The sequence below is a fragment of the Lentzea californiensis genome, from assembly GCF_024648825.1.
In the GTDB taxonomy this organism is placed as follows: domain Bacteria; phylum Actinomycetota; class Actinomycetes; order Mycobacteriales; family Pseudonocardiaceae; genus Lentzea; species Lentzea californiensis.
Genome location: NZ_JANBBE010000002.1, coordinates 602,206 through 626,603, shown reverse-complemented (window position 1 = coordinate 626,603; position 24,398 = coordinate 602,206). Strand labels below are relative to the sequence as shown.

The window sequence follows — 24,398 nt, the reverse complement described above, 5'->3', positions numbered from 1 at the left end:
AAACAGCAGCCCTCGATCAGTTGCGTAACAAGGCAGTTCAGCCCTCGATCTCACCTGTCTGGATGTTCAGGGTGAACGCCGCAGCGGGAGTGGTCCGTCCGGCGTTAGATTCCACTCATGGGCATGGACAAGTGGCACACGCCCGAACTTGCCGAGAGCCTCGACCGCAAAGGAAACGTCCCTCTGCAGGCTCTCGTCAGATTTCTGGGAAATACCCGCGTCCTCAAGGAAGTCCCCGCAGGCAAGCGTGGTTTTCAGGAAGAGCACGGGTAGCTGGTCGAGCACGAAGGCGGTTCGGTACTCACGGAACTCCGGTCTGATGGTGACCAACCTTCCCCCAGGTGCACTCCAGCCGTTGCGCATGACTTCGCCCATGGAGAAGTGCAGGGCACGGCTCGCGGCAGCATGCAGGTACTCGTACAGGTCCTTGTGACCGCTCTGCTCCGCAACCCATCTGGCGTTTGGAAGCGGCCTTCCTGACCACCGAAACTGCTGACGAAGCCTCGTCAGCTCCTCCGTCACAGGAGCCTGTTGCTCCTCCTGGGCGTCTAGGAACGCCGCTGGATACCAAAGCTCCCGCATAACATCGTCGCCCAGGTGCGCACGCTGTGCCTGCAGGGACCGGAGGCCGTCGGAGCGGCCCATAGTCATGAGGAGGTCCTGGGCTTCTTGCAGCGGTAGGTGGTTGACCCAGAGCAGCCAAAGCAACTCATCGAGTGCTGGTCGAACGAACCCGACAGCCAAATGACCGAGCCCAGTTTTGGCTAGCACCACGGTGGCATCGAGGGCTTCGAGCTGTCGGCGAAGGACGTAGTTGACCGCGATCAGGCGAAGGTCCGACCAGGCAATGTCCCAGTCCAGGTCACTGGCAGCAAAGACTCGCTTCTGCGCAACGAGCCAGGTCTCCACAGCAGCCAGCCGCGCTTCAACGCCAACGTTCTCGTTCACAGCCACCGAGGCATCGTTGCATGTCCAGCCTGGTCCACACCCGTGGCCTGTGGGACTCGACTCGCGCAGGCAACTACGCGCATGCCCTCCGTCGTGCGGCCTATTCGGTTCGTTGCTCAACGCCCGCATGAAATGGCGATCTTGAACATGGCATACGCATCATCTATGGACTGCTCCAAACGTGTAACGTTCGGCACTGACGCTAACAGTCCGTCACCAACGTTCGATGCACGACTTGCGACGCGATTGAGGTGACGAGAATGCCAGGGCAACCAAGCCAGCAGAAGAAGAAGCGGGGCCTGTACAGCGCCATTCGCCTCACGCTTTCAATCCTGATGTTGCTATCGACAGCAATCGTCGTATGCGGCTTAAGCGGGCTATTTGGTGGATCGTCATTTATCGTAACCCTCCTGGCTGGACTGCTCCTGGCGATATTCACAGCGGCCCACGTCTACGTTGCCTCGTATATTCCGACCCGCCGAGGCCTTACCAGGCCTGATGTCGGCGCATCGGTAGACGTTTCTACCGTCAGGGCAGAGTCAGTCGAGTTTTCAAAGCAGTTCAATCCGGAACAAATTCAACAATACGTAAAGGCCATTCTACAACCTGGCGAGCTGCGCGGAAGACTAATCGAGGAAATTCAGCCGCTACGACGCACGCTACGACAGCGCGTTTTGATCAATCTGGAGATGCCGGCGGACCATAAGGGAGATCTCCTCTTCCCTGTACTTACCCCCGTAAAAGGCGAGCTGCAGGACGACCTGACGATTACAGTGGATGGCGAATCAGTCGTTACCCTTACACATCGAGATTGTCTATTACTAACCTCGATCGTCTTGGATGCACTACTGGTTCCCGCTGAAGGATTAACGGAGTCAGAGGTTGACCAGTTGACCAAACTGGCCGATCAAGCACTAAAGATTGTTTTACGCAGGGGACGTGTCCGAAACGCAACTGAGGAAGACGTCAGGCGAGTAAACGATTGCGCCGAGGAGATCCTCTCGCTAGCACCAAAGGGAGGAGATTCGTTGAGGCTCGCCGCCAGCCTTGTCCGCAAGCTTGCGGACAACTACGTTATTGTTGTCATCGTTCCATCAGTTGATATAACCGATCAGCAACGAAAACTGGTTTCCTACGAACGCTTCCTCATTCCGAATTTACGCCTAGCAACGTGGAGGTCTCCACTTCGACTTGTGCGGGATTTCCTCGGCACCTTGATGGGTGCGCGACCAGTATCCCTGGGACTTAGCGTGAGCAATGCTTCAACGGCCCAAAGTTATCATTTGTTCGTCATGGGACCAGAGGGCATGTATGTCGGATGGCAGGACATGCCTGACACCGACGGAATCTTTGAAGTTCAGTCGCTGGATGAGCAGCTTACTCAGCCATACGGCAGATTCCAGCGGCGTCGAGGCCAGCGCTACTTACACCTCTACATGAGATCAATACCTGAGCGACTCGCAAATAAGCTACGATTGAATGTCAGGTTCTTCGAAGTTCCACCCGGAACCATGGGGGCAGCAACCCTGGCGGCAAGCGCGAGTTTTGTTCTTATCTATTTGGCAGGCTTAATATTACCGACCGCCTCAAATTTTTCTACCGACTTCCCTGCCATCGTTTTGGCTTTCCCCGCGCTCGCTGGAGCGCTTGTTGGATTTGAGTCTCGCACCAACTCATTGTTAGGCGGAACTGTGTCGTCGAAGTCATCGGCGGTACTGACGATCATTTTGTCTCTGGGAGCAAGCGGTCTCTTCATGGCACAGAGGGCAGAGAAGCTCAAGGCTCCGTCAAGCCTCGTTCTACTCGCCGTGCGCGACCGTTGGTGGCAGGTGCTTGTGCTCGTTGCGCTGTTGAACGCCCTGTACGCAGGGTACGTGTGGCTCACCAGAACGGCTTCGTTCTACTGGCTGGCGCATCGGCCAGACGACCCTCATACCGGACCGAGTGAACACTAGGTGGTTGACATGAGTACAGCGCTGGCCCAGCATCCAGGCATGGCCGACGGAACCCTCCTGGCGCGTGCGCTGCGACGACTGGCTACGTTCGCGACACGACTTGTCAATGAGCCGCGCCGCGCCGAGTCAGGTTGGTACGTCGAGACCGGCGAGGGTGATGCCATCGCCGGAGGGAACGAGTACCTCAGCAACGTTGATGTCGATGATGTACTGGGACAGAGGTTCCGTCTCGCTGTCCAGGCTGTAGTCGAGATCAACGGTAAACCTGATCTTCGACAGGAAGATCGGTTTGACGAACTCCGCCGAGCGTACTTCAAGAAACTGGGTGCTTCGACCCGAAGCACAAATACCGTGTAGTTGACAGACCCATAGGGATTAACCATGCCTGCGGAGAGCATCGTTCTGCTCTGCCGCTTGTGACCACGATCCACTCATCAACGGCTTCAGGTTCCTCCGCAGTGCTACATCGACTAACAGTCGTACAAGTCGTGGTTAGACAAATGAAATTGCCTGCCCAACCACGACTTCGAAAGAGGACGCGTTACCTTCCGATCACGTCGACTCGAAGCGGTCGACGATGCGTGCCAGGAGTGCATCGACTGCGGCCAAGCGCTCATCCAGTTGAGCCACGACCCGCTCGATGTTCGCGATGACGCGAGACGAAGCGATGCCGACCTCGTCGGTCGTGTTCGCTACTGCCGCCAACTGGTTCAGGTTGTTGCCGTGCAAGACGCTCACGCGACGCAGCTGCTGAAGCTCCGTCTGCACCTGCATCAGCTGCTGCCCGATCTCCTTCGCGGCTACTCGCCGCGGGTTGTTGTCAGCGAGTGCCGCTTCAACGGCTGCCTTTGCGATCCACGCACCAACTTGGAGCTGTGCTCGCGCTGCTGCTTGAACGACTGCACTCATCTCGGGCTCGTTGAAGCGCGCTGTCTTCGCGATGTCACGCTTCTGCAGAGCGTGCGGTCGGTATCCCCCGATGCTTCCGTTACGCGCCATGCCATCCCCCGGATGAGCCAAGCTTGGCGGCCGCCGGCCAGCGAGGCCAAAGGCTGCTTTTTGTCTACCTTGCTCCTGTCGCCACTCCTGCTGGGAGTGGCGAGGTGCCGGTGTCACAACGCGCACCGGCACCCCGAAAATCAAGCCGGTCAACGACATCCGCCGCGCGGACTTGAGTCGTCACCGGTCGACAAGATCGCGGCAATCCTCAGCCGCTGCCGCGCGCTGAACGGCGGCGCGCTGCGCACGATCTCTTCGACGTAGTCGTCGATGTGGCGGACGGGTTTTCCGCGTGTCCTTCTACTGCGGGTCACGGGTCACCCCCGCTACCCGATGTGCCGCCGCGAACGCGTCGAGGTCGTCGACGGCGATTCGCACGAGCCGTCCAAGACGGATGTGCGGGAGCTTTCCGGCCCTGATCGCCCGGCGGATTGTGACCTCGGAGACGGACAGATGTGCGGCCGCCTCCGACACAGGGAGGTAAGCAGGTGGAGTCTTGTCTGCCACGGTGTGGCCCTTCCTGAACAGGAAGGCCAGCGACGCGCTATGCGGCTACAGCGTTCCCCCGAACGCGCACAGCCCATCCCGGCCCTCGCTGCAACGAGCTGCGAGGGACGCGGCGTCCTGGAGCACGGGCAACGCGCGGCCCGGCGACGACAAGTCGACCTGGTGGACGCGCTCGACGCGCGGGTGGCGCGTTCTGCAACGGCTCGGTAGCCGGCGGCGCGACGAACTCACCGGCGAGGAGGCCAAGCAGCCACAGCAGGACCGACACAGGAAACTTCTGTTCGGCAGCCCTGGACAGCAACACCAAGAGCCGGACGAGTCGCATCGCCGCATCGACCTCAAGCGCGACCATTGGTCGATCCGCAGGCTTCACGCCGAGGCCATACGCACGGCCGAAGTCGCGACTGACGGGCCGCTTGAACGGGTCGTGTTCGCTGAGGATCATCAGCTCTTGGTGGACCGTGAACGGAAGATCCATCACCTTCGCGAGCAACCTGAGTCGCTTCGGATGACTCGCGGCAACCCTCGTGTTCGCCGCGTCGATGCGGTCGGCGAAGGCCTCGAAGCCACCGAGCAGACCGCGAGGCAATGCCGACTCGATGGCCTGCATCTCTTCAGGTGGAAGGGACTTACGCAGCTCGCGAACGAGGTGCACTCGTCGATGGATCTCACGCGCGGAGTAGCACTCGGCGCGAGCGGCGGGCGCGGTTACCTGACGCACCACTGCGTCCCGCCGCGCCTCTGAGCTCCCCCGAGTACTCATGTGACCACAGTAGACAGCTTAGGAACGAGCTTCCAAGAAATCCGTGGGCAGATTGCGAATCTCTTCGGGCGTGGCTTGATCGTCGTCCCGTTCGAACTGGATCTTGACCGACTCGGGCTTGAAGCCTGGGCCACCTCGGGACGGCATGATCGTGACCGTGACACCCATCGCCGTGAGGAGTGCCCGGCGCTGAAGCACGGTCAGTTGCTTCCAACGCTCCTGCGCTTGAGGCCCAAACATCTCGGTGATCATGTCGCTGGGAACACCGACAACCAGTCGAATGGCTTCTCGGTCAGCCTCCTCCAGAGCTGGCCGGAGCTTCGCGTTGATCCTGTGGAACTGCTCGCGATCAAGCAGGTCGTCCGCGTAGTCGTCGGCCGCGGCCTGGAGCCGTGCGCGGATGCCGGCAGCGTGTTCTCGCGCGGCTTGCGCGGCGACGTCGTCCCGAGTCAGCAGGTCGCGGGCATCGGGTTCCTGAAGCCGTCGCACGACCACGCGCTCCACCAGGTCGTCCACCCACTCCTGACGCCTCCCGACGCACGAGGACGCCGCATCACAGACGTAGAGCGGTGTCTTCCCTAGCTCCTTGCGGCGCTGGTTCACCCACCTGTTGGAGACTCGAAGAGCGGAACCGCACTTGCCACAACAGCCGATTCCGAACGTCAGGAGGTGCTGTCGAGCACCGCCACGCGTCTGCACTCGCGAGGGATCGGTGAGAAGAGCGACGACCTGATCGTGCTTGTCCTGATCCACGATCGGCGGCCACGCTGCTGGCCCGAAGTCCTCTCCCCCGCGCTTCCGGCGAGCGATGTTGGACAGCCGAAGCGCCAATTTCCGGACTGAACTGGTGCCCCACGATCGGTCGCCGCCGTACGGCGTGGGCACCTGGCGGGCGTTCAAGTCCGCGGTGATCACGTTCAAGGACTCGCGTGCGAGCAGACGATCGACGATCTCGCGCACGATGGCCGCTTCCGCCTCGTCCACCTCGTCGGTGAAGCCCAAGACACGACCGTTCTTGTCCTGCTCGTAGATCCGCCGCCACCCATATGCCACGGCACCGTTCGCACGGCCCTCCTCGGCGCGCTGCAGAGCGGCACGGGCAACGCGTTCGCCTTTGAGTTCCGACTCCAACGTGTCGGCCTCGCCGAGGATGCCCGCGACCATGCGGCCGGCAGCGCTCGTGAGGTCGATGTCGGAACCCTTCACGAGCGAGATGGACACGCGGGCCGCTGCCAACTGCTCGATCGCGTCCACGCGTTCCTTGCGATTGCGCCACAGCCTCGCCATTCCATAGGCGACGATGCGAGTGATCTCGCCGCGCGAAGCCGCTTTCATGAGCGCCTCGTACGCAGGCCGCGGTCCCCCGCGCAGGGCGCTCAGATCGTTGTCGACCCACTCATCGAGGACGGTCCACCCGCGAGACTGCGCGAGTGCGCGACCGTCCTCAAGCTGGCGGGTGACGCCCTTCTCCTGCAACATCGGGTCTTCGCTGATGCGCTCGTAGATCCCCACGACCTCGGTCATGAGAAGAGGCTACCGATGTTCACCGCTAGTGTGATTTACTCTTTCCGGGGGGTGTGGGGAAGACCACGTCCGCTGACAACTTCGCGTCGCTGATCAACGACGTCGAGGACCGGGTGTTCGCGGTGCTGCCCGACGACACGTGGTTCTACCCCGGTCACGGCGACGACTCGACGCTCGGCGAGCAGCGCCCTTCCCTCGCGGAGTGGCGTTCCCGGGGCTGGTGACCCCCTGGCCTGCCGGAGAGCCTGTTCTCCGGCAGGCGCCATCAGACCTCGATGATCGTGACCATGCTGTCGAGACCTTTGAAGTCCTCGGCATTCCTGGTGTACAGCGGCAGCCCACGCGATGATGCGACGGCGGCGATCATCAAATCCATCCGCCGCGGCTTCGGGTTTCGATTCGCCGCAATGGTGAGCGCCACCAATGTGCCGTACCTGGCGGCTGCCTGACCATCGAAGGGCAGCGGCTCGAAGTCGACGATCGCCGCACCCAGCTTCTCCGTGCGCGCAGCTCTGGACGCAGCGTCCTTCGCCATCACCACGCCTTGATGCAACTCGGCCATCGTGACAGCGGTGAGCTCGGGAATCTGCGGCAGACCAGCCGGATCCAGAAGGCCCAGATCGATGTAGGCGCACGTGTCGAGCACCCCCGACTCGGGACGTTCAGCCACGACTGCGCTCCCACGGATCAAAGTCGCCCACACGATCCTCGTCACCGAAGAACTCGTCAGCTTCCTGACGCATCCGAGAGTGATCGACCTGAGGCAGAGTCCTGTGCCGCTCGACGAGTTCCTCAGCCGTCATTCGACGACGACGGGGCAAGGGACGGAGTTCGGCGACCTCCACACCATTTCGCGTCACGTGGTAGGTCTCGCCCGCCTCCACCGCGTCCATGACAGCGGCAGAGTGGTTGCGAAACTCCCGTTGGCTGATGACCTTCACCAAACGAGTGTAGCCCCGCGTAGCGCCATGAGCTACACGAGGTGGATCTGTTCACCACTAGTGTGATTCACCCTCTCCGGGGAGTGTGGGGAAGACCACGTCCGCCGACAACTTCGCGTCGCTGATCAACGACGTCGAGGACCGGGTGTTCGCGGTGCTGCCCGACGACACGTGGTTCTACCCCGGTCACGGCGACGACTCGATCTTGGGCAAGGAGCGTCCTTCGCTACCGGAATGGCGTTCCCGGGGCTGGTAGAGGCCCACGAGCAGGGCCAAGGCGGCGAGCACGAGCAGCACGACCCACAGCGAGCCGTAGTACTGCTCGGCGAACTGGGTCGTGCTCTTCTCGTAGGCGAGCCACGGCTGGATCAGCTGGCGGAAGGCCAGCGCGAACCCGATCAGCAACGGCCCGAGCGCTACGGGCAACGCGCGGAGGTCCACGAGTGCGGGGGTGGCCGCAGCGGCGGCGGAGGTCACGGCCAGCACGCCCAGCGCGACGATAAGCGAACCGAGCGCACTGCGGGTCATGTCGGTGTGCGTGCCGGTGACCTCGACGACCAGTCCCATGACGGCGGCGAGAGCGGCGCAGGCGGCGGCACCGGTCACGGCCGACCGGCCGAGCTGCGCGGCGAGGATCCCGGTGCCCAGGCCGACCACGGCGGCCGGTGCGTACGTGCTGAACTGGCTGGCGGAGAAGTAGAGCCCGAAGTTGAGCGGTGCTGCCACGGCGAGCAGGACGAAGCCGGCGGTCATGGTCCTGAGGAACGCTCTCCTGCCGAGGACGAGCGTCAGGCCGGCGGCGCAGAGCAGCAGTGCCACGCCCGCGCTCGCTCGTACCAGCGGCAGGACCAGTGCCTGCTGCAGCAGGATCCCGGCTCCGAGGAGCACGAGCGGCAACAGCGCCGTCGCCGTTCCCGCGACCGCGGCGCGGCTGCTGACGGGTTCGGGTCGTGGCGCCTTGCCCGTGCGCACGGCGTGGACCGCGAGGGCGGCGCCGAGCACACCGAGCCCTGCGAGCGCGAACACGACGGCCATCGGGGGGATCGTGCTGTCCAGCCAATCCATGCCGCGGAACAGCGTGGCCAGCACCTGGGCGCCGACCACGGTCGCGGCCATCGCGGCGTCGCGGGTGACCGCCAGCACGCCGATGACGATCAGCACCGCACCGGCGGTGCCCAGCGAGTCGATGATGCTCGAGGTGCCCGGCCGCAGACTGAAGAAGTGCACCTGCGACTCGACCGAGGCGACCAGCGCGCCCGCGGTGCCTGCCACGAGCAGCCACTGCCAGTGCCTTGTGAGCCACACACCCGCGATCACTGCCAGCGCGGGGAGGCCCAGCGTTACGACGGAGTACTTGCTGACGCCGAAATGAGCTCCGTGCGTCGACAGCAGGGTGTGGTCGCTGACGTTGAACAGCGCGAGGAGCGCCAGCGCCACGGGGCCCCAGAGCCGTCGATTGATCTGCACGGCGCGCAAACTAGCGCGGCGCCAGAATCGTCCGTGGTGGTTTCGGCGTCAGTTGACCACGTCGAGCAGGTCCAGATATCCGGTGGTCGCGCGCCACAGGGCGTCGGAGTACGGCGTGAGCTTGCCGGGGCTCCAGCGGTGGTCGGTGTAAGCCTGGTTCTCGCGCCGCAACGCCCTCAGGCTGATCGCGAACTCGTCCTGGACGCGCTGTCGCAGTTCCTCCTCCGACGGCGCGGCCAGGCGCACCAGCTCACCCGTGCCGTCGCTGACCGCCACGAGCGTTTCCTCGTTGATGCCGTCCGCGGCGCTCCAGACCAGCGCGGGCCGTTCGATGCGGTGGTTCCACACCGGAGCGTCCTTCGACCGCCAGCGCGCCTCGAACGGGTTGCGCGACAGCCGCGTCGAGTTCGCCCAGTGCTCGGCACCGACCGGTTCGCTCATCCACGGCACCTCCTCGACCGGCAGGTCCGTGACCAGCGCGACCTCGATGGCGTCGACGTCCCTGGGGACGTCGAGCAGCTCGCCGAAGACCCACACCTCGACCACCTGGAACCGGAAGAACGAGGTCGGCAGCTCGCCGCACTTCGCGGCGAGTTCGGCCAGGTGGTGCACAGCGCGAGTCCATTTCACGGGGTGGATCATGCCTGACCGTGTGGCCGAGGCGGTGGTACGGCTGGCTTCGGTGGAACCCACGCTGTGTGCGTTCCACGAGGTCTTCCGCGCACCCTCTCTCGAGGTCGATCCCTCACTGCCGTTCGCGGGCATGCCCATCGCGGTGAAGCGGGGCGAACGCCGAAGCCACCGGGAAGCGTTGGTGGCCATGGGTTGTGTGCCGATCGGACTGACCACCACGCCCGATGGCAGCACTCCGTGGCAGACGTGGGGCCGCAACTCTCGCGGCCTCACACGCAACCCGTGGAACCTGGACCGCACACCGGGTGGCTCGTCAGCGGGATCGGCCGTCGCGGTGGCGTCCGGCATCGTGCCGCTGGCCACCGGCGTGGACGGCGCGGGCTCGATCCGCATCCCGGCCGCGTGGTGCGGCGTTCTCGGCCTCAAGACGACCTCGGCCGAACGTGCCGCGGTGGGCGTCTTCACCCGCGACCCGTCCCTGCTCGCGACCTACCTCGGCATCACCGAGGTCAGCTCGCCTTCCGCCGCCTGGTCCACGGACCTGGGCTTCGCCGAGGTCGACGACGAACAGGCGTCGATCGCCTGGCGGGCGGCTGCCGCCCTGCGCCCACGCCTCGTCTCGCTGTCGCTCGAGGACCCCGCCTCCGACTGGTACGCGGGCCGCTGCGGCCCGAACCCGGCGCTGGACTCGTTGTTCGAGACCACGGACCTGCTGCTCACGCCGGCCACCCCCGGCCCGCCGCACGGCCACGACGGCCCGGGGTCGCGCGTCAACACGGCCCTGACGTGGGCGTTCAACCTCAGCGGGCACCCGGCGATCAGCATCCCGGCCGGGTTCGACTCGTGCGGCCTGCCGGTCGGGCTGCAGGCCGTGGCGCGGCACGGCCGGGAAGCGGACCTGGTCGCCGCCGCCCGCGCCGTTCTGCGGAATCACCCGATCGAGTGCTTTGACCCCAATCCACCTCGCTGATCATGGTCTGTGCGGTGTCCTCGTCGCCCTGAAGGGGGACACGGATGGCGCGAAGAATCGGTGGGGCCGGAGGCGGATCGGATCCGGGAGCGGGCAAGGCCGGAGCGGTGGTGGCGGCCGGGGTGCTGGCGGTGTCACTCACTGCCGGAGGCGGGCTGTCGCTCGGTGGCGGCGCGTCCACGACCGTCGCCGACTCGGCCGGGGTGAACCTGACCAGGGCGAAGTCGGAGGGCAGGAAGTCCGCCCGCAACGGCGACGCGGACGGCGCGTGGCGCCGGCTGAACATGCGGACGCTCAAGCGCACGGCCAAACCCGCGCTGGAGTGCGTGTCGCATTCGTTCGGCCAGGTGCGGGACCACTTCGTCCGCAACCCGTGCAAGTCGCTCGACCGGACGCTCTTCGCCGTCGGCGACGACCGTGGCAACGTCGCGGTGGTGTCCGTGGCGTGGGTCGGCTTCCGGAACCGGCGCGACGCGGGAGAGTTCAAGAAGCTGATCGACGTGCACGGAACCGGCGACGTCAGCCCGCTGGCCACCCCGCTGCTCGGGTTGGCGGACATCCGGTTCTCCGGGCTGAACTACTCGTCCCGGACGGACGGCAGCACGGTCGTGATCGCGGAGACCGAGTCCGCGTCCGGGCAGGTGAACCGGGAGACGCTGGACGCCATGGCGGACATGGCGAGCTGGCTGCCGCGCTGACCATGTCGAGAAACGGCGAGAGGCTGCGACACAGGGCTATGGGCACATGTGTTGACGACTACATCGCCGGGCTGCCGGACTGGCAGCAGGACATCTGCCGCGAGGTGCGCAAGCTCGTGCACGAGGCCGATCCGGACGTCGAGGAGACGATCAAGTTCACGAACCGGCCGTACTTCGTGCTGGACGGCAACGTGTGCGCGTTGCTCGGCACCAAGGACCACGTGAACGTGATGCTCTACGACAAGGCGATCGTGCCGGACCCGCACAACATCATCACGAGCGGCCACGGCAACAAGACCGCGCGCATGATCTCCGTGTACCGCGACCAGCCGATCAACGCGCCGGCGCTCGTCGAGATGTTCCGGTGCATCATCGCGAACAACCGTCAGCGCAAGGCCGTCGGACCGCGTCGGTAGCCTCATGCCGCATGGAGGTCGAGATCTACACCGACGGCGCGTGCAGCCCCAATCCCGGGCCGGGTGGCTGGGGTGCCGTGCTGCGTTACGGCGCGCACGAGAAGGACATGTACGGCGGTGACATCGGCCCGACGACGAACAACCGCATGGAACTGATGGCGCCCATCATGGCGTTGGAGAGCCTCACGCGGCCGTCCACCGTGAACCTGTACACGGACAGCACTTATGTCCGGAACGGCATCACGTCGTGGGTGCACGGCTGGAAGTCGAACGGCTGGCTCACGAAGGCTCGCGAGCCGGTCAAGAACTCCGACCTGTGGCGCCGCCTGGAGGAAGCCGCCGACCCCCACGAGGTCGAGTGGCACTGGGTCAAGGGCCACGCGGGCCACCCGGAGAACGAGCGCGCCGACCGCCTCGCCGTGCGCGGCGTCGAAGAGGTGACGGGGCGCGAAGTCAAGCAGCCCCAGGCGAAGCCGAAGAAGGCCGCGAAGCCCAAGCAGCCGCGCGAACTGAGCGGCGAAGCCTGCGGCGCGCCCACGAAGAAGGGCACGCCCTGCCCGATCACGGCGGGGTCGAACGGCCTGTGCCACGTCCACGACCCGGCGTTGCAGTGCGGTGCCATCACGAAGAAGGGCACGCCCTGCTCCGTCGCGACCGGCGGCGGCCGGTGCGACCACCACCAGAACGCGCTCGAACTGTTCGGCTGAGCGCCCGCGAACCGGCGTAGCGCCGCCGCGGCGGCGGCTCGGGCAGTTCCGGCCAGCGCTGTCTTCAGAGGTCAGGTGGGCGAGCGGTCTCAGCGTGCCGCACGAATGGGGCGCTTGCGCTTGCCTTGGCTGAATCCGTTGTCTCAGGCGAGTCAGCACGTGGCCAACCGGGTGCTGTGAGCGGCGCATACCAGCGGCGCGCAGGTTCGCCACGAAACAGGCTGCGCGGCGCCGGCAGCGGGCACGAGTGGGTTTGCAGCTCCGAGCACGCTCACGCAGGGGTACCCCCGAATCGGGAACCCCTGCGTTTCAACGTACTCACGGGGTCTGACAGTCCTCGTCGTTCAGGTTCACAGCAGCACCCTCGCCAGGCGCGCCATGCCCTCGCCGATCTCCTCCACGGTGTTGGCCGTGAACGACATCCGCAACGTCGCGTGGTCCGGCGTCGTCGCGAAGAAGGCCGCGCCGGGCACGAAGGCGACGTCGTGCCGCAGGGCGTCCTTCAGCAGCACGGCGCTGTCGGCGTCGCCGGGTAGCCGCAGCCACACGAACATGCCGCCGTCCGGGTCGCTCCACGTCGTGCCGGCGGGCATGGTCGTGGGCAGTGCGGCGAGCATCGCGGCGCGGCGGGCGCCGTACTCGGCGCACAGGCGGGCGATGTGGGCGTCGAGGTCGTTGTCCGCCAGGTAGACCGCGGCGGCGGCCTGGTCCACTGTGGACGTGTGGAGGTCGGCTGCCTGCTTCACGATCGTCAGGGTGCGCAGCAGGTCGGCGGGGGCCCTCAGCCAGCCCAGGCGCATGCCGGGGGCGCCGACCTTCGAGAAGCTGCCGAGGTAGATGGTCCTGTCGCTCATCGACGCGAGCGGCGGCACGGCGGAGCCGCGGTAGCGGAGTTCGCCGTACGGGTCGTCTTCCACGATCCACAGGTCGTCAGCCGCGGCGATCTCCGCTATCTCCACGCGGCGTTCGGCGGAGAGGGTGCGGCCGGTCGGGTTCGCGAACGTCGGCACCAGGTAGAGCAGTTCTGGTTTCTCGGCGGCGACGACGGACCGCAGTGACGAGGGAACCAGGCCGTCTGCGTCGCTCTCGACGGGCACGATCCGGGCGCCGGTCATCCGGAAGCACTGCAGCGCCGCCAGGTAGGTCGGTTCCTCGACCGCCACGACCGCGCCCGGCCCGAGCATCGCGGTGGCCACCAGTGCGAGCGCCTGCTGGGAGCCGGTGGTGATCAGGACGTCCGAAGTGGGCAGTCCACGACCGGTCAGGCGCGCCGAGACCAGGTCTCGAAGCGCCGGATCTTCCTCTGTGGGCGCGTATTGCAGGACGGCGCGGTTTCGCAGGGCGCGGTCGTAGGCGGCGCGCACACCGTCCAGGTCGAACAGTTCGGGGGCGGGCAGGCCGCCGGCGAACGAGATGACCTCGGGGCGGGAGGTCAGCGCGAGCAGGTCGCGCACCGGGGAACTGGCCACGGAGAGGGTGCGGTGCATGAACTTCACGTTAATCGGCGCCCCTCGACTCCGGACTCCCATTTTCTGTCGGTGGTCGTGACTAGCGTTGCGGGCATGGACATCGAGACACGCGCGGAGCAGCCCTACGCAGCCGTCAGGGGCACGGTGACGGCGGAGACGTCCGGCAAGATCGCCGACCGTTTCCCCGAGGTCATGCAGTGGCTGGCCGATCGCGAGTTACCGGCCACCGGAGCGCCGTTCCTGCGGTACTTACGCGTGACCGCCGAGGAGTTCGAGGTGGAGGCCGGCATCCCGACCGTCGCCGAGGTGCCCGGTGAGGGCGAGGTGTTCACGGCCACGCTGCCCGCCGGCCAGTACCTGGTCGCGCTGCACGAGGGCGGTCCGGACGGGCTGGCGGCCGTCACCGACCAGCTCCTCGCCCACGCCGTGCGGTTCGACCGCGACGGTGACACGTGGGGTGCGCGCCTCGAAACGTACTTCACCGACCCCGCCGTGGAGCCGGACCCGAGCAGGTGGACGACGGAGGTGGCCATCCGCCTCGCGGGCTGAGTAGCGGCTATATGCCGATTGAGCTATATTGCTGGCATGGCATCTACATTCGCCGTGCTGGCGGATCCGAGTCGCCGGGAGATCCTCGACCTGCTGCGTGAACGCGAGCGGCCGGTCGGCGACCTCGTCGACCGGCTGACACTCACCCAGCCGACCGTCTCGAAACACCTCAAGGTGTTGCGCGAGGCCGGTCTCGTCGAGGTGCGCACCGACGCCCAGAAGCGCTGGTACCGGGTCTCGCCGGGGCCGCTCGCGGAGATCGACGCCTGGCTCGCGCCGTACCGGCGGATGTGGGAGAAGAGCCTCGACGCACTGGAACGCCGGCTCGACGAGATCGAAGGGGACTGACCGTGGACGCCGAACTGCGGATGATCGAGGGCAAGCCCGTGCTGCGCTTCGAGCGCACACTGCGGCACTCGCCGGAGAAGGTCTGGCGGGTCGTCACCGATCCGGCCGAGATGAAGCACTGGTTCCCGGCCGAGGTCGAGGTCGACGGCAGGAAGATGCGCTTCACGTTCCCGGACGAGGCGCCGGTCGACTCCGACGGCGGTGAGGGCGAACTGCTGGAGTCCGACCCGCCGAAGGTCTTCGCCTTCCGCTGGCTCACCGACGTGCTGCGCTTCGAGATCCTGCCGCGCGAGGAAGGCTGTCTGCTGGTCTTCACCGCGGTCGTCGCGAACAGGCTGTCGGTGGGCCGCGACGCACCGGGCTGGGCCACCTGCCTGGACGCCCTGGTCGCCCACGCCGACGGCGCGAAGTTCGAGCCGCCCACGGAGTGGCTGTCGCGCATCGAGCACTACGTCAGGCGCTTCGGCCTCGACGAGGGCACCGACGGACCGGAAGGCGTGCGCTTCGAACGCGACCTGGTGTGGACGCCGCTGGACGACGTCTGGAAGGTCCTCACCGAGGCCACGGAGAGCGGCGTGCCGGTCCGTGCCGCGCATCCCGGCATCACGCCGGGCGAGGTCACGAGGTCCGAGGCACCGCGCCTGCTGGAGTACGAGTGGCTGCAGGACGGCGAACCGAAGGGCAAGGTGCGCTGGGAGTTCGAGCACGTACCGCTGCAGGGCACCACGGTCACGCTCGTGCAGGAGAACACCCACGGCCCCGAAGCGCTCGCGGCCTGGCACGTGCACCTGGAACTGTTCTTCGCGGCCACCCAGGGCGAGATCCGCTGCCCGTGGCCCGCGGACCGGGAGGAGGAACTGGCCCAGCGCTACGCCGGCCGCTGATCCGATGGCGAGCCGGCACACTCGCCCCTAGAGCTTCTGTCGCGGCTGGCGGCTTCAGCTGTTCCCTCCAGCCGGGAATCAGAGCGTGGCGAAGCGGTCGACACCCACGCCGCTGATCAGCAAGCGCTCCTTGCGGTTGCCCGTCAACCGCGCGGTCCAGTCGACGAACCCGCCGTCACCGATGTCCAAGCCGTCGCGGAACACCTTGAAGCACAAGCCCTTGTAGTAGCCGGTGTGCCGCGACGGGTCGGCGGGCAGAGCACCGCGCACCGCCTCGAACCGAGGTTCCAGCACGGTCACGCGGAACTCGACGTCGCCGCAGGCGGAGCGCAGGAACGCGACGTGCTCGGCGAAGTGCTCGAGCTCGAAGTCGAGCGATCTATGCGCACGCCCCGCCGACACCGCGGCGAACAACGTGAAGTGCGCGAACCTCCCGGCGCCGCTGAACAGTTGCGCCCGCACCACGCGCTGCACCGCCGCCAGCCGCACGTCGTCGGGCCCTGATTGCCGCAGCAGAGCGGCTTCCAGCGCCAGCGCGTTCGTCGGATCGGCGGCGACCTCGGTGCCGCGCATGGTCGACACGATGTTGTTCTGATCCATCTCGGCCACGGCGGAGCACGTCCCCAGCGGCGCCAAGGGTGCGAGACCCAGCACGGAGAACGACGACGGCAGCGCGGCCAGCAGCCGGTCCTCCGCAGCCCGCAGCACGGCGAACGGCACCGGGGAAGGCGCCACGAACCGGTCGGACCGGTACTGGCGCACCACGTCCGTCGCCGACAGCGCACCGGCACGCCGCCGTGCCAACGCGAGCAGCAGGCTCGTCAGATCGCTGCCGGGCAGGCCTGCCAGCCGGTCGGGCACCTCGTCGCCACCCACCGATCGCAGCACCCGCGACAGGACACCCATGCCTGTCATGATCCACGGCCTCGCCAGCGGATTAGGGTCGTAGCCGTGACGGAGATCCAGGAAGGCGAGCTGTGGGGGCGCAAGGCCTCGCAGCGAGCGGCGCTGGGCGCGCGGATGTCCATGCCCGCCTGGAAGACCGCGATCGAACGCACGGGCATCACGGCGGGCACCAAGGTGCTCGACCTGGCGTGCGGCAGCGGCGAGTTCTGCGCCGCCGCGGCGGAGGCGGGCGCGAAGGCGACCGGGATCGACATCTCGCCGGCCATGATCGCGCTGGCGCGACAGGCGAGCGCCGCCGAGTTCCACGAGCTGCCGCTGGGGCGGTTGCCCTGGGAGGACGGCACGTTCGACGTCGTGACGGCGTTCAACGCGCTGTTCTTCGCACGGGACCCCGACGAGGCGTTCGCGGAGGCCGTCCGGGTCAGCAAGGACTACGTGGTCGTGTGCCAGTGGCATCCGGAGATCCCGAGCGATCTGCTGGTCGTCGGCAGGGCCGTGCGCGGGACGAGCGGGCGCAGGGGTGCGACGCTGCCCGAGCCGCAGGAGCAACTCACGATCGACATTCCTCTGACGCAACCCGACGAGGCCACGATGCTGCGCAGCTTCCTGAGCGTGGGCAGCTACCAGCGCATCATCGAGAGCGAAGGGGAGGAAGAAGTCGCGGAAAAAATCAAGGCCGCGGTTGAACCGTTCCGAACTCCGGACGGCGGCTATCGGTTTTCGAACAAGTACCTGATGTCGCTCTTCCGCAAAAGTCAGGCGGCGAGCACCTCGTAGCCCGCCGTGGTCAGCGCGGCAGGGCCTGGACGGGTGCTGATCAGGCCCGCTGTCCTCAGGCGCAGGCCGGCGAACTGGTCGGCGCAGCACAGGCCGTCGACGAGCAGAGAGCTTCCGGCGATCTCGCAGCGGCCGTCGGCGACTGCTCTGAGAACGGCCCGGTCGCGGTGTGTGAGCGATGATTCGGTCATCTTCTTCTCCTAGCGGTGAATCCTCTACTTACTGATACGTCGAAGGAGAAGGTTTCGGTTCGACATCATCGTCAGAGAATTCCGCGCGTACTCCGAGAAGGCGAACGGCACGGCCGTGTTCGAAGCGGTCCAGCACGACCAGAGCGGCTGCCACCAGCTTGTCGGCGGAGGACGTCGGTGCAGGTAGCTTCATCAGCCGCACCTTCGTGAAGAACGGCACGAACCGCACTTTCACGCCCACGCGCACGACGGGACGTCCCTCGGCGACCACGTCGACCGCCACCTGGTGCGCCAGCGCCACGACCTCGCGGCGGATGTCCTCCATCGACACGAGGTCCAGCTGGAAGGTCTTCTCGTGCGACCGGGACTTCACGACCCACGGCGTCGCGCTCACGACCGTGTCCCCCGCGCCCTGGGCGACGGTCCGGTAGTGGGGACCCATCCGCGGGCCGAAACGCAGAGCCAGCTCCTCCACCGGCGCGGAAGCCAGGTCCGTCACGGTCACGAAGCCGAGTTCGGCGAGTTTGCGCTCGGTCTTCGCGCCGATGCCCCACAGCGCGGACGTCGGCCGGTGCCCCATCACCTCCACCCAGTTCTCCCGAGTGAGCTGGAAGACGCCGGCGGGCTTACCGAACTCGGTCGCGATCTTGGCCCGCAGCTTGTTGTCGCCGATGCCCACCGAGCAGTGCAGGCCGGTCTTCTCCAGCACCGCCGCCTGCAACGACCGTGCGAACGCCACCGGGTCGTCCGCTGAGACGCCCACGAACGCCTCGTCCCACCCCATCACCTCGACGACCACGGGGAACGAGCGCAGCACGGCCATCACGTCCGCCGACGCGGCCTCGTACAGCGCGTGGTCCACCGGCAGGTAGACGGCGTCGGGCAGCTTCTTGAACGCGGTCCGCAGCGGCAGTCCCGAGCGCACCCCGAACTCGCGCGCCTCGTAGGACGCGGTGGCCACGACCGCGCGCTCGGCCGGGTCGCCGTTGCCGCCCACCACCACGGGCCTGCCGCGCAACGACGGGTCGCGCAGCACCTCGACCGCCGCGATGAACTGGTCGAGGTCCACGTGCAGGACCCAGTCCGCCATGCTGGCCAGAATAGATAATGGGGAGCATGAAACGGTCGGCCGGAATCCTGCTCTTCAGAAGGCGCGAGCAGCTCGAGGTGCTCCTCGGGCACATGGGTGGCCCGTTCTGGGCCCGCAAGGACGCCGGCGCGTGGTCCGTGCCGAAGGGCGAGTACACCGACGACGAGACGCCCGAGGCCGCCGCGCGCAGGGAGTTCGAGGAGGAGCTCGGGCTGCCGGTGCCGGACGGCGAACTGGTCCCGCTCGGCGAGGCCAAGGGCTCCGGCAAGGTCATCACGGTCTGGGCGCTCGAAGGCGACCTGGACCCCGCGGCGGTCACGCCCGGCACGTTCGAGATGGAGTGGCCGCCGAAGTCGGGTCAGCGCAAGACGTTCCCCGAGGTCGACCGCGTCCAGTGGTTCAGCGTGGAAGAGGCGAGCGCGAAGATCGTCTCCGCGCAGCGCCCCTTCCTCGAACGCCTCACGGCCAAATGAGGTCCGCCCACTTGTAGTCGTCGATGAACGGGTTCCGGTTGCGCTGGTAGCTGTCGAAGATCACCTGGTTGCGCCGCTGCTCGGACGCGTCCGGCGGGTCCTGCAGGTTCCACTGCTTGAGGACCGAGAGCTTGCCCATGTACGGCTGTGAGCCGTTGGACGTCGAGTTGTTGAGCTCCAGGTTCACCTGGTCGCCGCTTTCGTAGCGCACGGCCATGTAGAACAGCATGCGCGCGACGTCGCCCTTCACGGCGTTGCGCGGCTCCCACGAATCGGCGTCGAAGACGTTGCCGGGCGCTTCAGGGTGGGTCTGGGTGCCGCCGTTGTCGAAGTCCAGGTTGCCGCGGACCCCGTTCACCGTCACGTCCTCGGGCCGCAGGTGGTGCAGGTCGGTACCGGCGTCGGTGCTGGTGTCGAAGGGACCGTGCGACTGGGGCCAGACGTGCTCGCGGTTCCAGTCGTTCTGGTCACCGCCGTTGGCCGTCTTCGAGCGGGAAGTGCCGCTGTACAGCAGGATCACGTTCGCCGAGTTGTTCGGGTCCTGGTCGGTGACCTTCAGCGCTTCCCAGACCTGCGTGTAAGTCAGCTTGGTGTGGCCGCGGATGATGCCGTTCAACGCCGACTTCAGCGCCGCACCGGACTTGCCGCAGGCCGCCGCGTAGTAGGCGGGGCAGTCGGAGGGTGGCGGGGTGGTCGTGCCGCTGGTCGGCGGCGGGGTCGTGGCGGCGAACGCGAACGCCGTGGCCGAGGTCAGGCCGGCGTGCGAGAAGTACGCGCTCAGGGAGCCCGTCACGTCGATCTGCTTGCCCAGCAGCGACGGGTTCGTCCTCATGCCCCACGCGGCGCGGAACGACGACGGGATCTGCACGTAGACCATGCTCGAAGTGCTGGTCGTGGACGCCGAGTCGGCCAGGGCGAGCGCGTAGTCGTTCGGATAGCCCGAACGCAGGACGGTCGTCGTGGCCGTGGGTTGGCCGACGACGTATCCGCGAACAGTCGCCGACGACCCGTTCTGGGTCGCGATCGCCTGCGCGACGGTGAGCGGAGCTGCTGCGACAGCGGCGGTCGACCCGTACAGGCCGACCGCCGCCAGCAAAGCGACGACTAAAGCAAGTGGACTCCACCGTGCCATGAGCACTCCCCGATCGTGTGGATGTTTCGCACACGATCGGTGTACATGGTCAACGAATGGTTAACGAGGGGTCACGGCACCAGGACGACCTTGCCCGTGGTCCGGCCGGATTCGACCAGCTCGTGGGCCTTCGTGACGTCGGCCAGCGGCACCGCGTGGTCGATCTGCACGCTGAGCTGCGGCAACGCGGCGAGTTCGGCACCTGACGCGGTGACGCTCAGGAACAGCTCGAACCGGATTCCGAGCTCGGAAGCTCGGTCAACGTCAAAACCCGGGTTGCTCGGGATGATCGACACCAGCACGCCGCCCGGCTTGACCACCTTCGCGGACCGCTCGGCGTACTCGCCTCCGATCGTGTCCAGCACGACGTCGACCGGCTCGATCTCGGTGAAGTCCTGGTGGCGGTAGTCGACGACCTCGTCCACGCCGAGCGAGCGCAGGAAGTCGTGCTTGGCCGCCGAGGCCGTGCCGATCACGTATGCACCCCGCGCCTTGGCGATCTGCACCGCGACGTGCCCGACGCCTCCGGCGGCGGCGTGGACCAGCACCCGCTGACCGGCGGAAACGCCACCCCGCCCGACGAGGGCCTGCCAGGCCGTCAGCGCCACCACCGGTACCGCGCCCGCCTGCTCGACGGTCAGCCACGACGGACGCTTCGCCAGGCTGGAGGCCTTCACCACGGCGTACTCGACGTAACCACCGCCCGTACCGGGGAAGTCGAGCATCCCGTAGACCTCGTCACCGGCCGCGAACCCCTCACCGGCGTGCTCGACGGTGCCCGCGACGTCCCAGCCCAGCGTGAACGGCGGCTCGCCGAGCGCCGGGAAGCCGCCGCCGCGGATGTAGGTGTCGACCGGGTTCACGCCCGCCGCACCTACCTTGACCAGTACCTCACCCGGTCCAGCGACGGGCATCGCCACCTCCGCGATCTCCAGCACGGACGCGTCGCCCACGGTCTTCTGCGTGATGACTCGCATGATGGTCCCCTCTTCGACGTTCTCGACGGGCACCATCTTGCAGTTAGCGCCAACTTGTAGAAAGTAGGCACTTGTAGGTGACTAGCTCTCCCTCAGATACAGATCACGGAGCAGCGCGACCTCCGCGAGGTGGTGGATGACCTCGCGGTTGATGTGCAACACCAGAGTCGCCATGGGCTCTTCCGCGAACGGCCCTTCCGCCGGACCGACAGCCTTGGACAGATCGGCCGTGCGCGCGCCGGCCATCCACGCCTCGTACGCGTCGTCCAGCTGCTTCAACGCCTCGTCGGCGCTCATCGCGTACTGCCAGGTCGCGTGATCGGCGGGCGGGCCACCGAAGTGCGAGGCCGTGCGGGCGTTGAACACGCCGACGATGATGTGCGCCATCCGCCACGCGATCGTGGTGACCGGTGCCGGTTCGGGCGCCGGGTACTGCCAGTCGATCGAGTTGTCCTTCCGGATGGTCCACGCGCCGGGCACGGGCTGCCAGAAGTACTCGTCGTCCGTCAGTCCTTCGAGCCGCGGCCGCGCCTGGACGTTCCAGTGGAACTCGAGCTGGTCCGTCAACTGCTTGTTCCAGTCCATGCCCCGACCGTAAATCCGTTTGCGGACAACCACCGCCCTGGAAACACTCCGGCCGTGGAGATTCGCACCTCGCGCCCCGAAGACGTGGACCAGGTCGAGAAGCTCGTCGTCTCGCGCATGGACCCCAGCGACGGCGTCGACGCCCGCCTGCTGATGACCGACCCGGACGCGGGGTGCGACTGGGTCGGGGTCGCCGACGACGGCGGCCGGATCGTCTCCACCACCACGCTGATGGACGAGACGATGACTCTCTCCGGCGTCGGCATCCCGGCAGGTCAGATCGAACAGGTGGCCACCGGCACCGAGTACGAGGGCAGAGGCCTGGTGCGGCGGTTGATGGACTGGACGAACGAGAGGTCGGCCGAACGCGGCCACCTGGTCCAGTTCCTGATGGGCATCCCGTACTTCTACCGGCAGTTCGGCTACACCTACTCGATCCCGTTCAAGCAGACGCGCAAGCTCGTCCGCAGGCCCGAACCCGTTGCGGGACACACGATCCGGCGCGCGACCGAGGCAGACATCCCGGTGCTCGACCGGCTTCAGGACGACGCGCAGCAGGGCGCCGGCCTGCGCGTGGCCCACACAACGCCGTGCTGGCGCTGGCTGATCAACCGCACCGGCTCGACCACGTGGATCGTCGAACGCGACGGCACGCCGGTCGCCACGGGCCGCAGCACACCGGAGGAGGAAGGCGACGTCGTGCTCGGCGAGATCGCCGGCATCGACGACGACGCGGTCAAGGCGTTGGTGGCGCTCGTGAACCCGGCCGAGGTCGGGGAACGGCACCCGGCGCTGGAAGAACACCTGGCGCCCAGGCGAGCGGACCTCGACCAGTACCTGGTGCGCATCCCGAGCATCCCGAGACTGCTCGAACACCTCCGGCCGGTCTTCGCGCAACGCCTGCGGGGCCATGATCCCGACGAGGTGGTGCTCGGCTTCTACCGCACGCACGTCCGCTTCCGCTGGGACGGCGAGGAGATCGGCCCGTACGAGTGGGGCGGCACGCTGCTCGGCCCCGGTGCGCAGGGCGGCGCGGGAATCGCACCGGACCTGCTGGCGCCGTTGCTGTTCGGCCCGCACGGCATGGACGGGCTGCGCCGCCGCTTCTCCGACGTCTACCCCGGCCCGAAAGAAGACCTGATGACCAGGCTCTTCCCGCGGGTCACGAGCGATCTGCTGACCTTCTACCTCCCGTAACCCATCATAAACCGAGCGCTCGGTCTAGTATTGGGCCCATGACGACTGTGCAGGAGGCCGCAGCGGTCCGGTACGGCATCTGGGTCGCGTGCCCGGCCGCCGGCGCCGCCGCGGCGTGGGGGCTCACGCTGGCAGCCGGGTGGATCACGACCCTGGGCTGGTTCCCGTTCCAAGGCGTGTTCGAGCTGGTCACGGACATCCAGCAGCCGTGGCGGACGATCGGGGGGCTCGCGGTCGGCGCGGTCGCGGGCTTCGTGTTCGCGCTGTTCTGGGCGAGCGAGATGATGTCGGTCGAGGTCTCCCACGCGCGGATCACACTGCGCAAGGACGACAAGACGTTCGACTTCGGCCGCGACGAGGTCGAGTCGGTGTTCGCGGACGGCAAGCAGCTCGTGCTGCTGTCCCCGAGCGGCGCCGAACTGGCCCGCGAGAAGTCCGACCTGAGCAGGGCGAGTCTCGAACGCGCCTTCACCGAGCAGGGCTACCGGTGGCGCTCCGCGGACCCGTTCGCGGAGGAGTTCCGGATGTGGGTCGAGCACTCGCCCGAACTGACGGCGGACGTGAACGCGCTGTTCACGGCCCGCCGGAAGGCCATCTCGAAGTACGAGCACGAGGAGGCCGCGGAACTGGCACGGGAGATCCGCAAACGCGGCGTCTCCGTGCGGGACGAGAAGAAGAGGCAGTACTACAGGTGCGAACGGTAGACCCGGTCAAGCACGCGGAGAAGAAGCGGCACATCACCGACACCGCGGCGGGACTGTTCGCGCAGAAGGGTTTCGAACGCACGACCGTCGCGGACATCTGCAGGGCCGCGGACATCAGCACCGGCAGCCTCTTCCACTACTTCCCCACCAAGCGGGCGATCTTCCGCGAGATCTTCGTGCAGGACGCCGAGGACAACGCGGCCGTGTTCGCCCGAGCCCGCGAGCTGAGCCCGTGGGACGGCGTCCTGCTGATGGTCGGCCACCTGTGCGAACCCGCGCTGGACAGGTCCGTGGCAGGGCTGGTGCTGGAGGTCGTGACGCAGGCCAGCCGCGATCCGGAGCTGTGGGAGCTGGCCGGCCGCAACGAACAGGTCGTGCGCGACGAGCTGGCCGCCCTGCTCCAGCAGGCGCACGACGCGGGTCAGATCACCCTCCCGGTGAGCGCGCTGACGGCCGCGAGCTGGGCCCAGGGTCTGGTCGACGGCCTGTTCGGCAGGCTGATCGACCCGGACTTCGACGCACACGAACAGGTGAGCACCCTCCGGTTGATCCTTTCCCGATTCGTGGGTGCTGAAGCACCATGAGGGC

29 protein-coding genes and 3 pseudogenes are annotated in these 24,398 nt (G+C 66.8%); 17 read left to right on the top strand and 15 right to left on the bottom strand.

Annotated features, from left to right (window positions below; all coding sequences use genetic code 11):
* Nucleotides 1-66: 66 nt before the first annotated feature.
* Nucleotides 67-954, bottom strand: coding sequence for a DUF5677 domain-containing protein (locus LX88_RS13945; RefSeq protein WP_258948168.1), 888 nt, complete (start codon nucleotides 952-954; stop codon nucleotides 67-69).
* Between the two features lie 254 nt (nucleotides 955-1,208).
* Between LX88_RS13945 and LX88_RS13940 the strand changes: the two genes are divergently transcribed.
* Together LX88_RS13940 and LX88_RS13935 are read left to right on the top strand one after the other, a co-directional pair.
* Complete coding sequence (locus tag LX88_RS13940) at nucleotides 1,209-2,903, top strand: hypothetical protein (RefSeq protein WP_258948167.1); 1,695 nt, start codon at nucleotides 1,209-1,211, stop codon at nucleotides 2,901-2,903.
* Nucleotides 2,904-2,912: 9 nt separating this feature from the next.
* Nucleotides 2,913-3,260 (top strand): hypothetical protein, encoded by a 348-nt coding sequence (locus LX88_RS13935; protein ID WP_258948166.1) that lies wholly within the window; start codon nucleotides 2,913-2,915, stop codon nucleotides 3,258-3,260.
* 195 nt (nucleotides 3,261-3,455) lie between these two features.
* On the opposite strand, the gene LX88_RS13930 is transcribed toward LX88_RS13935, so the two are convergent.
* Together LX88_RS13930 and LX88_RS13925 are read right to left on the bottom strand one after the other, a co-directional pair.
* Nucleotides 3,456-3,812 carry a hypothetical protein gene (locus tag LX88_RS13930; RefSeq protein WP_258948165.1) on the bottom strand — a complete coding sequence of 119 codons (357 nt, stop codon included), beginning with the start codon at nucleotides 3,810-3,812 and terminating at the stop codon, nucleotides 3,456-3,458.
* Between the two features lie 390 nt (nucleotides 3,813-4,202).
* Nucleotides 4,203-4,409, bottom strand: a complete 207-nt coding sequence (locus LX88_RS13925; RefSeq protein WP_258948164.1) for a helix-turn-helix domain-containing protein — start codon at nucleotides 4,407-4,409, stop codon at nucleotides 4,203-4,205.
* Here LX88_RS13925 and LX88_RS13920 point away from each other — a divergent pair.
* A complete protein-coding gene (locus LX88_RS13920) occupies nucleotides 4,399-5,154 on the top strand; it encodes a hypothetical protein (protein ID WP_258948163.1) in 756 nt (251 codons plus the stop codon). The two genes, LX88_RS13925 and LX88_RS13920, sit on opposite strands and share 11 nt — an antisense overlap.
* A gap of 36 nt (nucleotides 5,155-5,190) precedes the next feature.
* Here the strand turns inward: LX88_RS13920 and LX88_RS13915 are convergent, their stop codons facing one another.
* Nucleotides 5,191-6,696 (bottom strand): recombinase family protein, encoded by a 1,506-nt coding sequence (locus tag LX88_RS13915; RefSeq protein ID WP_258948162.1) that lies wholly within the window; start codon nucleotides 6,694-6,696, stop codon nucleotides 5,191-5,193.
* Between the two features lie 32 nt (nucleotides 6,697-6,728).
* Between LX88_RS13915 and LX88_RS13910 the strand changes: the two are divergent.
* Nucleotides 6,729-6,920 (top strand): annotated as a pseudogene (locus LX88_RS13910) (MBL fold metallo-hydrolase); the annotation flags it as partial.
* Between the two features lie 41 nt (nucleotides 6,921-6,961).
* On the opposite strand, the gene LX88_RS13905 reads toward LX88_RS13910, so the two are convergent.
* Nucleotides 6,962-7,366 (bottom strand): type II toxin-antitoxin system VapC family toxin, encoded by a 405-nt coding sequence (locus tag LX88_RS13905; protein ID WP_258948161.1) that lies wholly within the window; start codon nucleotides 7,364-7,366, stop codon nucleotides 6,962-6,964.
* On the bottom strand, nucleotides 7,359-7,637 hold the full coding sequence (locus tag LX88_RS13900; RefSeq protein ID WP_258948160.1) for a type II toxin-antitoxin system Phd/YefM family antitoxin: 279 nt from the start codon (nucleotides 7,635-7,637) through the stop codon (nucleotides 7,359-7,361). The genes LX88_RS13905 and LX88_RS13900 overlap by 8 nt, the downstream gene beginning before the upstream one ends.
* 64 nt (nucleotides 7,638-7,701) lie before the next feature.
* On the opposite strand from LX88_RS13900, the pseudogene LX88_RS13895 reads away from it, so the two are divergent.
* Nucleotides 7,702-7,893, top strand: a pseudogene (locus LX88_RS13895) (MBL fold metallo-hydrolase); the annotation flags it as partial.
* On the opposite strand, the gene LX88_RS13890 reads toward LX88_RS13895, so the two are convergent.
* Nucleotides 7,824-9,104 (bottom strand): hypothetical protein, encoded by a 1,281-nt coding sequence (locus LX88_RS13890; protein WP_258948159.1) that lies wholly within the window; start codon nucleotides 9,102-9,104, stop codon nucleotides 7,824-7,826. The pseudogene LX88_RS13895 and the gene LX88_RS13890 sit on opposite strands and share 70 nt — an antisense overlap.
* A 48-nt stretch (nucleotides 9,105-9,152) precedes the next feature.
* Complete coding sequence (locus tag LX88_RS44270) at nucleotides 9,153-9,734, bottom strand: DUF7711 family protein (RefSeq protein ID WP_258948158.1); 582 nt, start codon at nucleotides 9,732-9,734, stop codon at nucleotides 9,153-9,155.
* A gap of 10 nt (nucleotides 9,735-9,744) precedes the next feature.
* Here LX88_RS44270 and LX88_RS44570 point away from each other — a divergent pair, with 10 nt between their 5' ends.
* The 4 genes and pseudogenes from LX88_RS44570 to rnhA all read left to right on the top strand — a co-directional run.
* Nucleotides 9,745-10,707, top strand: a complete 963-nt coding sequence (locus LX88_RS44570; protein ID WP_372511294.1) for an amidase family protein — start codon at nucleotides 9,745-9,747, stop codon at nucleotides 10,705-10,707.
* A gap of 44 nt (nucleotides 10,708-10,751) precedes the next feature.
* Entirely contained in the window at nucleotides 10,752-11,405 is a 654-nt protein-coding gene (locus tag LX88_RS13870; RefSeq protein WP_258948157.1) for a hypothetical protein, read from the top strand.
* Between the two features lie 38 nt (nucleotides 11,406-11,443).
* Nucleotides 11,444-11,821 (top strand): DUF1801 domain-containing protein, encoded by a 378-nt coding sequence (locus LX88_RS13865; protein WP_258948156.1) that lies wholly within the window; start codon nucleotides 11,444-11,446, stop codon nucleotides 11,819-11,821.
* A gap of 11 nt (nucleotides 11,822-11,832) precedes the next feature.
* Nucleotides 11,833-12,276 (top strand): annotated as a pseudogene (rnhA, locus tag LX88_RS13860) (ribonuclease HI); the annotation flags it as partial.
* Nucleotides 12,277-12,878: 602 nt separating this feature from the next.
* Here rnhA and LX88_RS13855 read toward each other — a convergent pair.
* Nucleotides 12,879-14,015, bottom strand: a complete 1,137-nt coding sequence (locus LX88_RS13855) for an aminotransferase-like domain-containing protein (protein ID WP_258948155.1) — start codon at nucleotides 14,013-14,015, stop codon at nucleotides 12,879-12,881.
* Between the two features lie 75 nt (nucleotides 14,016-14,090).
* Here LX88_RS13855 and LX88_RS13850 point away from each other — a divergent pair, with 75 nt between their 5' ends.
* From LX88_RS13850 to LX88_RS13840, 3 genes are read left to right on the top strand one after another with little or no spacing between them, the layout of a single operon-like run.
* On the top strand, nucleotides 14,091-14,546 hold the full coding sequence (locus tag LX88_RS13850; RefSeq protein WP_258948154.1) for a GyrI-like domain-containing protein: 456 nt from the start codon (nucleotides 14,091-14,093) through the stop codon (nucleotides 14,544-14,546).
* 36 nt (nucleotides 14,547-14,582) lie between these two features.
* Nucleotides 14,583-14,894 carry an ArsR/SmtB family transcription factor gene (locus LX88_RS13845; RefSeq protein WP_089923684.1) on the top strand — a complete coding sequence of 104 codons (312 nt, stop codon included), beginning with the start codon at nucleotides 14,583-14,585 and terminating at the stop codon, nucleotides 14,892-14,894.
* Nucleotides 14,895-14,896: 2 nt separating this feature from the next.
* Nucleotides 14,897-15,778: an SRPBCC domain-containing protein gene (locus tag LX88_RS13840; RefSeq protein WP_258948153.1), complete on the top strand. Its 882-nt coding sequence runs from the start codon at nucleotides 14,897-14,899 to the stop codon at nucleotides 15,776-15,778.
* A gap of 78 nt (nucleotides 15,779-15,856) precedes the next feature.
* Here LX88_RS13840 and LX88_RS13835 read toward each other — a convergent pair whose 3' ends face one another.
* Nucleotides 15,857-16,684 carry a hypothetical protein gene (locus tag LX88_RS13835; protein ID WP_258948152.1) on the bottom strand — a complete coding sequence of 276 codons (828 nt, stop codon included), beginning with the start codon at nucleotides 16,682-16,684 and terminating at the stop codon, nucleotides 15,857-15,859.
* Nucleotides 16,685-16,729: 45 nt separating this feature from the next.
* Here LX88_RS13835 and LX88_RS13830 point away from each other — a divergent pair, with 45 nt between their 5' ends.
* Nucleotides 16,730-17,461, top strand: a complete 732-nt coding sequence (locus LX88_RS13830) for a class I SAM-dependent methyltransferase (RefSeq protein ID WP_258948151.1) — start codon at nucleotides 16,730-16,732, stop codon at nucleotides 17,459-17,461.
* On the opposite strand, the gene LX88_RS13825 is transcribed toward LX88_RS13830, so the two are convergent.
* Nucleotides 17,440-17,652, bottom strand: coding sequence for a hypothetical protein (locus LX88_RS13825; RefSeq protein ID WP_090067855.1), 213 nt, complete (start codon nucleotides 17,650-17,652; stop codon nucleotides 17,440-17,442). The genes LX88_RS13830 and LX88_RS13825 overlap by 22 nt on opposite strands.
* Before the next feature lie 28 nt (nucleotides 17,653-17,680).
* Nucleotides 17,681-18,742, bottom strand: a complete 1,062-nt coding sequence (locus LX88_RS13820; protein ID WP_258948150.1) for a DNA polymerase IV — start codon at nucleotides 18,740-18,742, stop codon at nucleotides 17,681-17,683.
* Between the two features lie 26 nt (nucleotides 18,743-18,768).
* Between LX88_RS13820 and LX88_RS13815 the strand changes: the two genes are divergently transcribed.
* On the top strand, nucleotides 18,769-19,215 hold the full coding sequence (locus LX88_RS13815; protein ID WP_372511292.1) for an NUDIX hydrolase: 447 nt from the start codon (nucleotides 18,769-18,771) through the stop codon (nucleotides 19,213-19,215).
* On the opposite strand, the gene LX88_RS13810 is transcribed toward LX88_RS13815, so the two are convergent.
* From LX88_RS13810 to LX88_RS13800, 3 genes are all read right to left on the bottom strand, one after another.
* Nucleotides 19,202-20,347, bottom strand: coding sequence for an endonuclease (locus LX88_RS13810; protein WP_258948148.1), 1,146 nt, complete (start codon nucleotides 20,345-20,347; stop codon nucleotides 19,202-19,204). The two genes, LX88_RS13815 and LX88_RS13810, sit on opposite strands and share 14 nt — an antisense overlap.
* 71 nt (nucleotides 20,348-20,418) lie before the next feature.
* Complete coding sequence (locus LX88_RS13805; RefSeq protein WP_258948147.1) at nucleotides 20,419-21,324, bottom strand: NADP-dependent oxidoreductase; 906 nt, start codon at nucleotides 21,322-21,324, stop codon at nucleotides 20,419-20,421.
* Nucleotides 21,325-21,405: 81 nt separating this feature from the next.
* Nucleotides 21,406-21,909, bottom strand: coding sequence for a DinB family protein (locus LX88_RS13800; RefSeq protein ID WP_258948146.1), 504 nt, complete (start codon nucleotides 21,907-21,909; stop codon nucleotides 21,406-21,408).
* 54 nt (nucleotides 21,910-21,963) lie between these two features.
* On the opposite strand from LX88_RS13800, the gene LX88_RS13795 reads away from it, so the two are divergent.
* From LX88_RS13795 to LX88_RS44255, 3 genes are read left to right on the top strand one after another with little or no spacing between them, the layout of a single operon-like run.
* The gene (locus LX88_RS13795) at nucleotides 21,964-23,106 is read left to right on the top strand and encodes a GNAT family N-acetyltransferase (protein ID WP_258948145.1); all 1,143 of its coding nucleotides are present in this window, start codon (nucleotides 21,964-21,966) and stop codon (nucleotides 23,104-23,106) included.
* 38 nt (nucleotides 23,107-23,144) lie between these two features.
* The gene (locus LX88_RS13790) at nucleotides 23,145-23,810 is read left to right on the top strand and encodes a YqeB family protein (protein WP_258948144.1); all 666 of its coding nucleotides are present in this window, start codon (nucleotides 23,145-23,147) and stop codon (nucleotides 23,808-23,810) included.
* Nucleotides 23,798-24,394: a TetR/AcrR family transcriptional regulator gene (locus LX88_RS44255; RefSeq protein ID WP_258948143.1), complete on the top strand. Its 597-nt coding sequence runs from the start codon at nucleotides 23,798-23,800 to the stop codon at nucleotides 24,392-24,394. Before LX88_RS13790 ends, LX88_RS44255 begins: the two co-directional genes overlap by 13 nt.
* Nucleotides 24,395-24,398 lie beyond the last annotated feature (4 nt).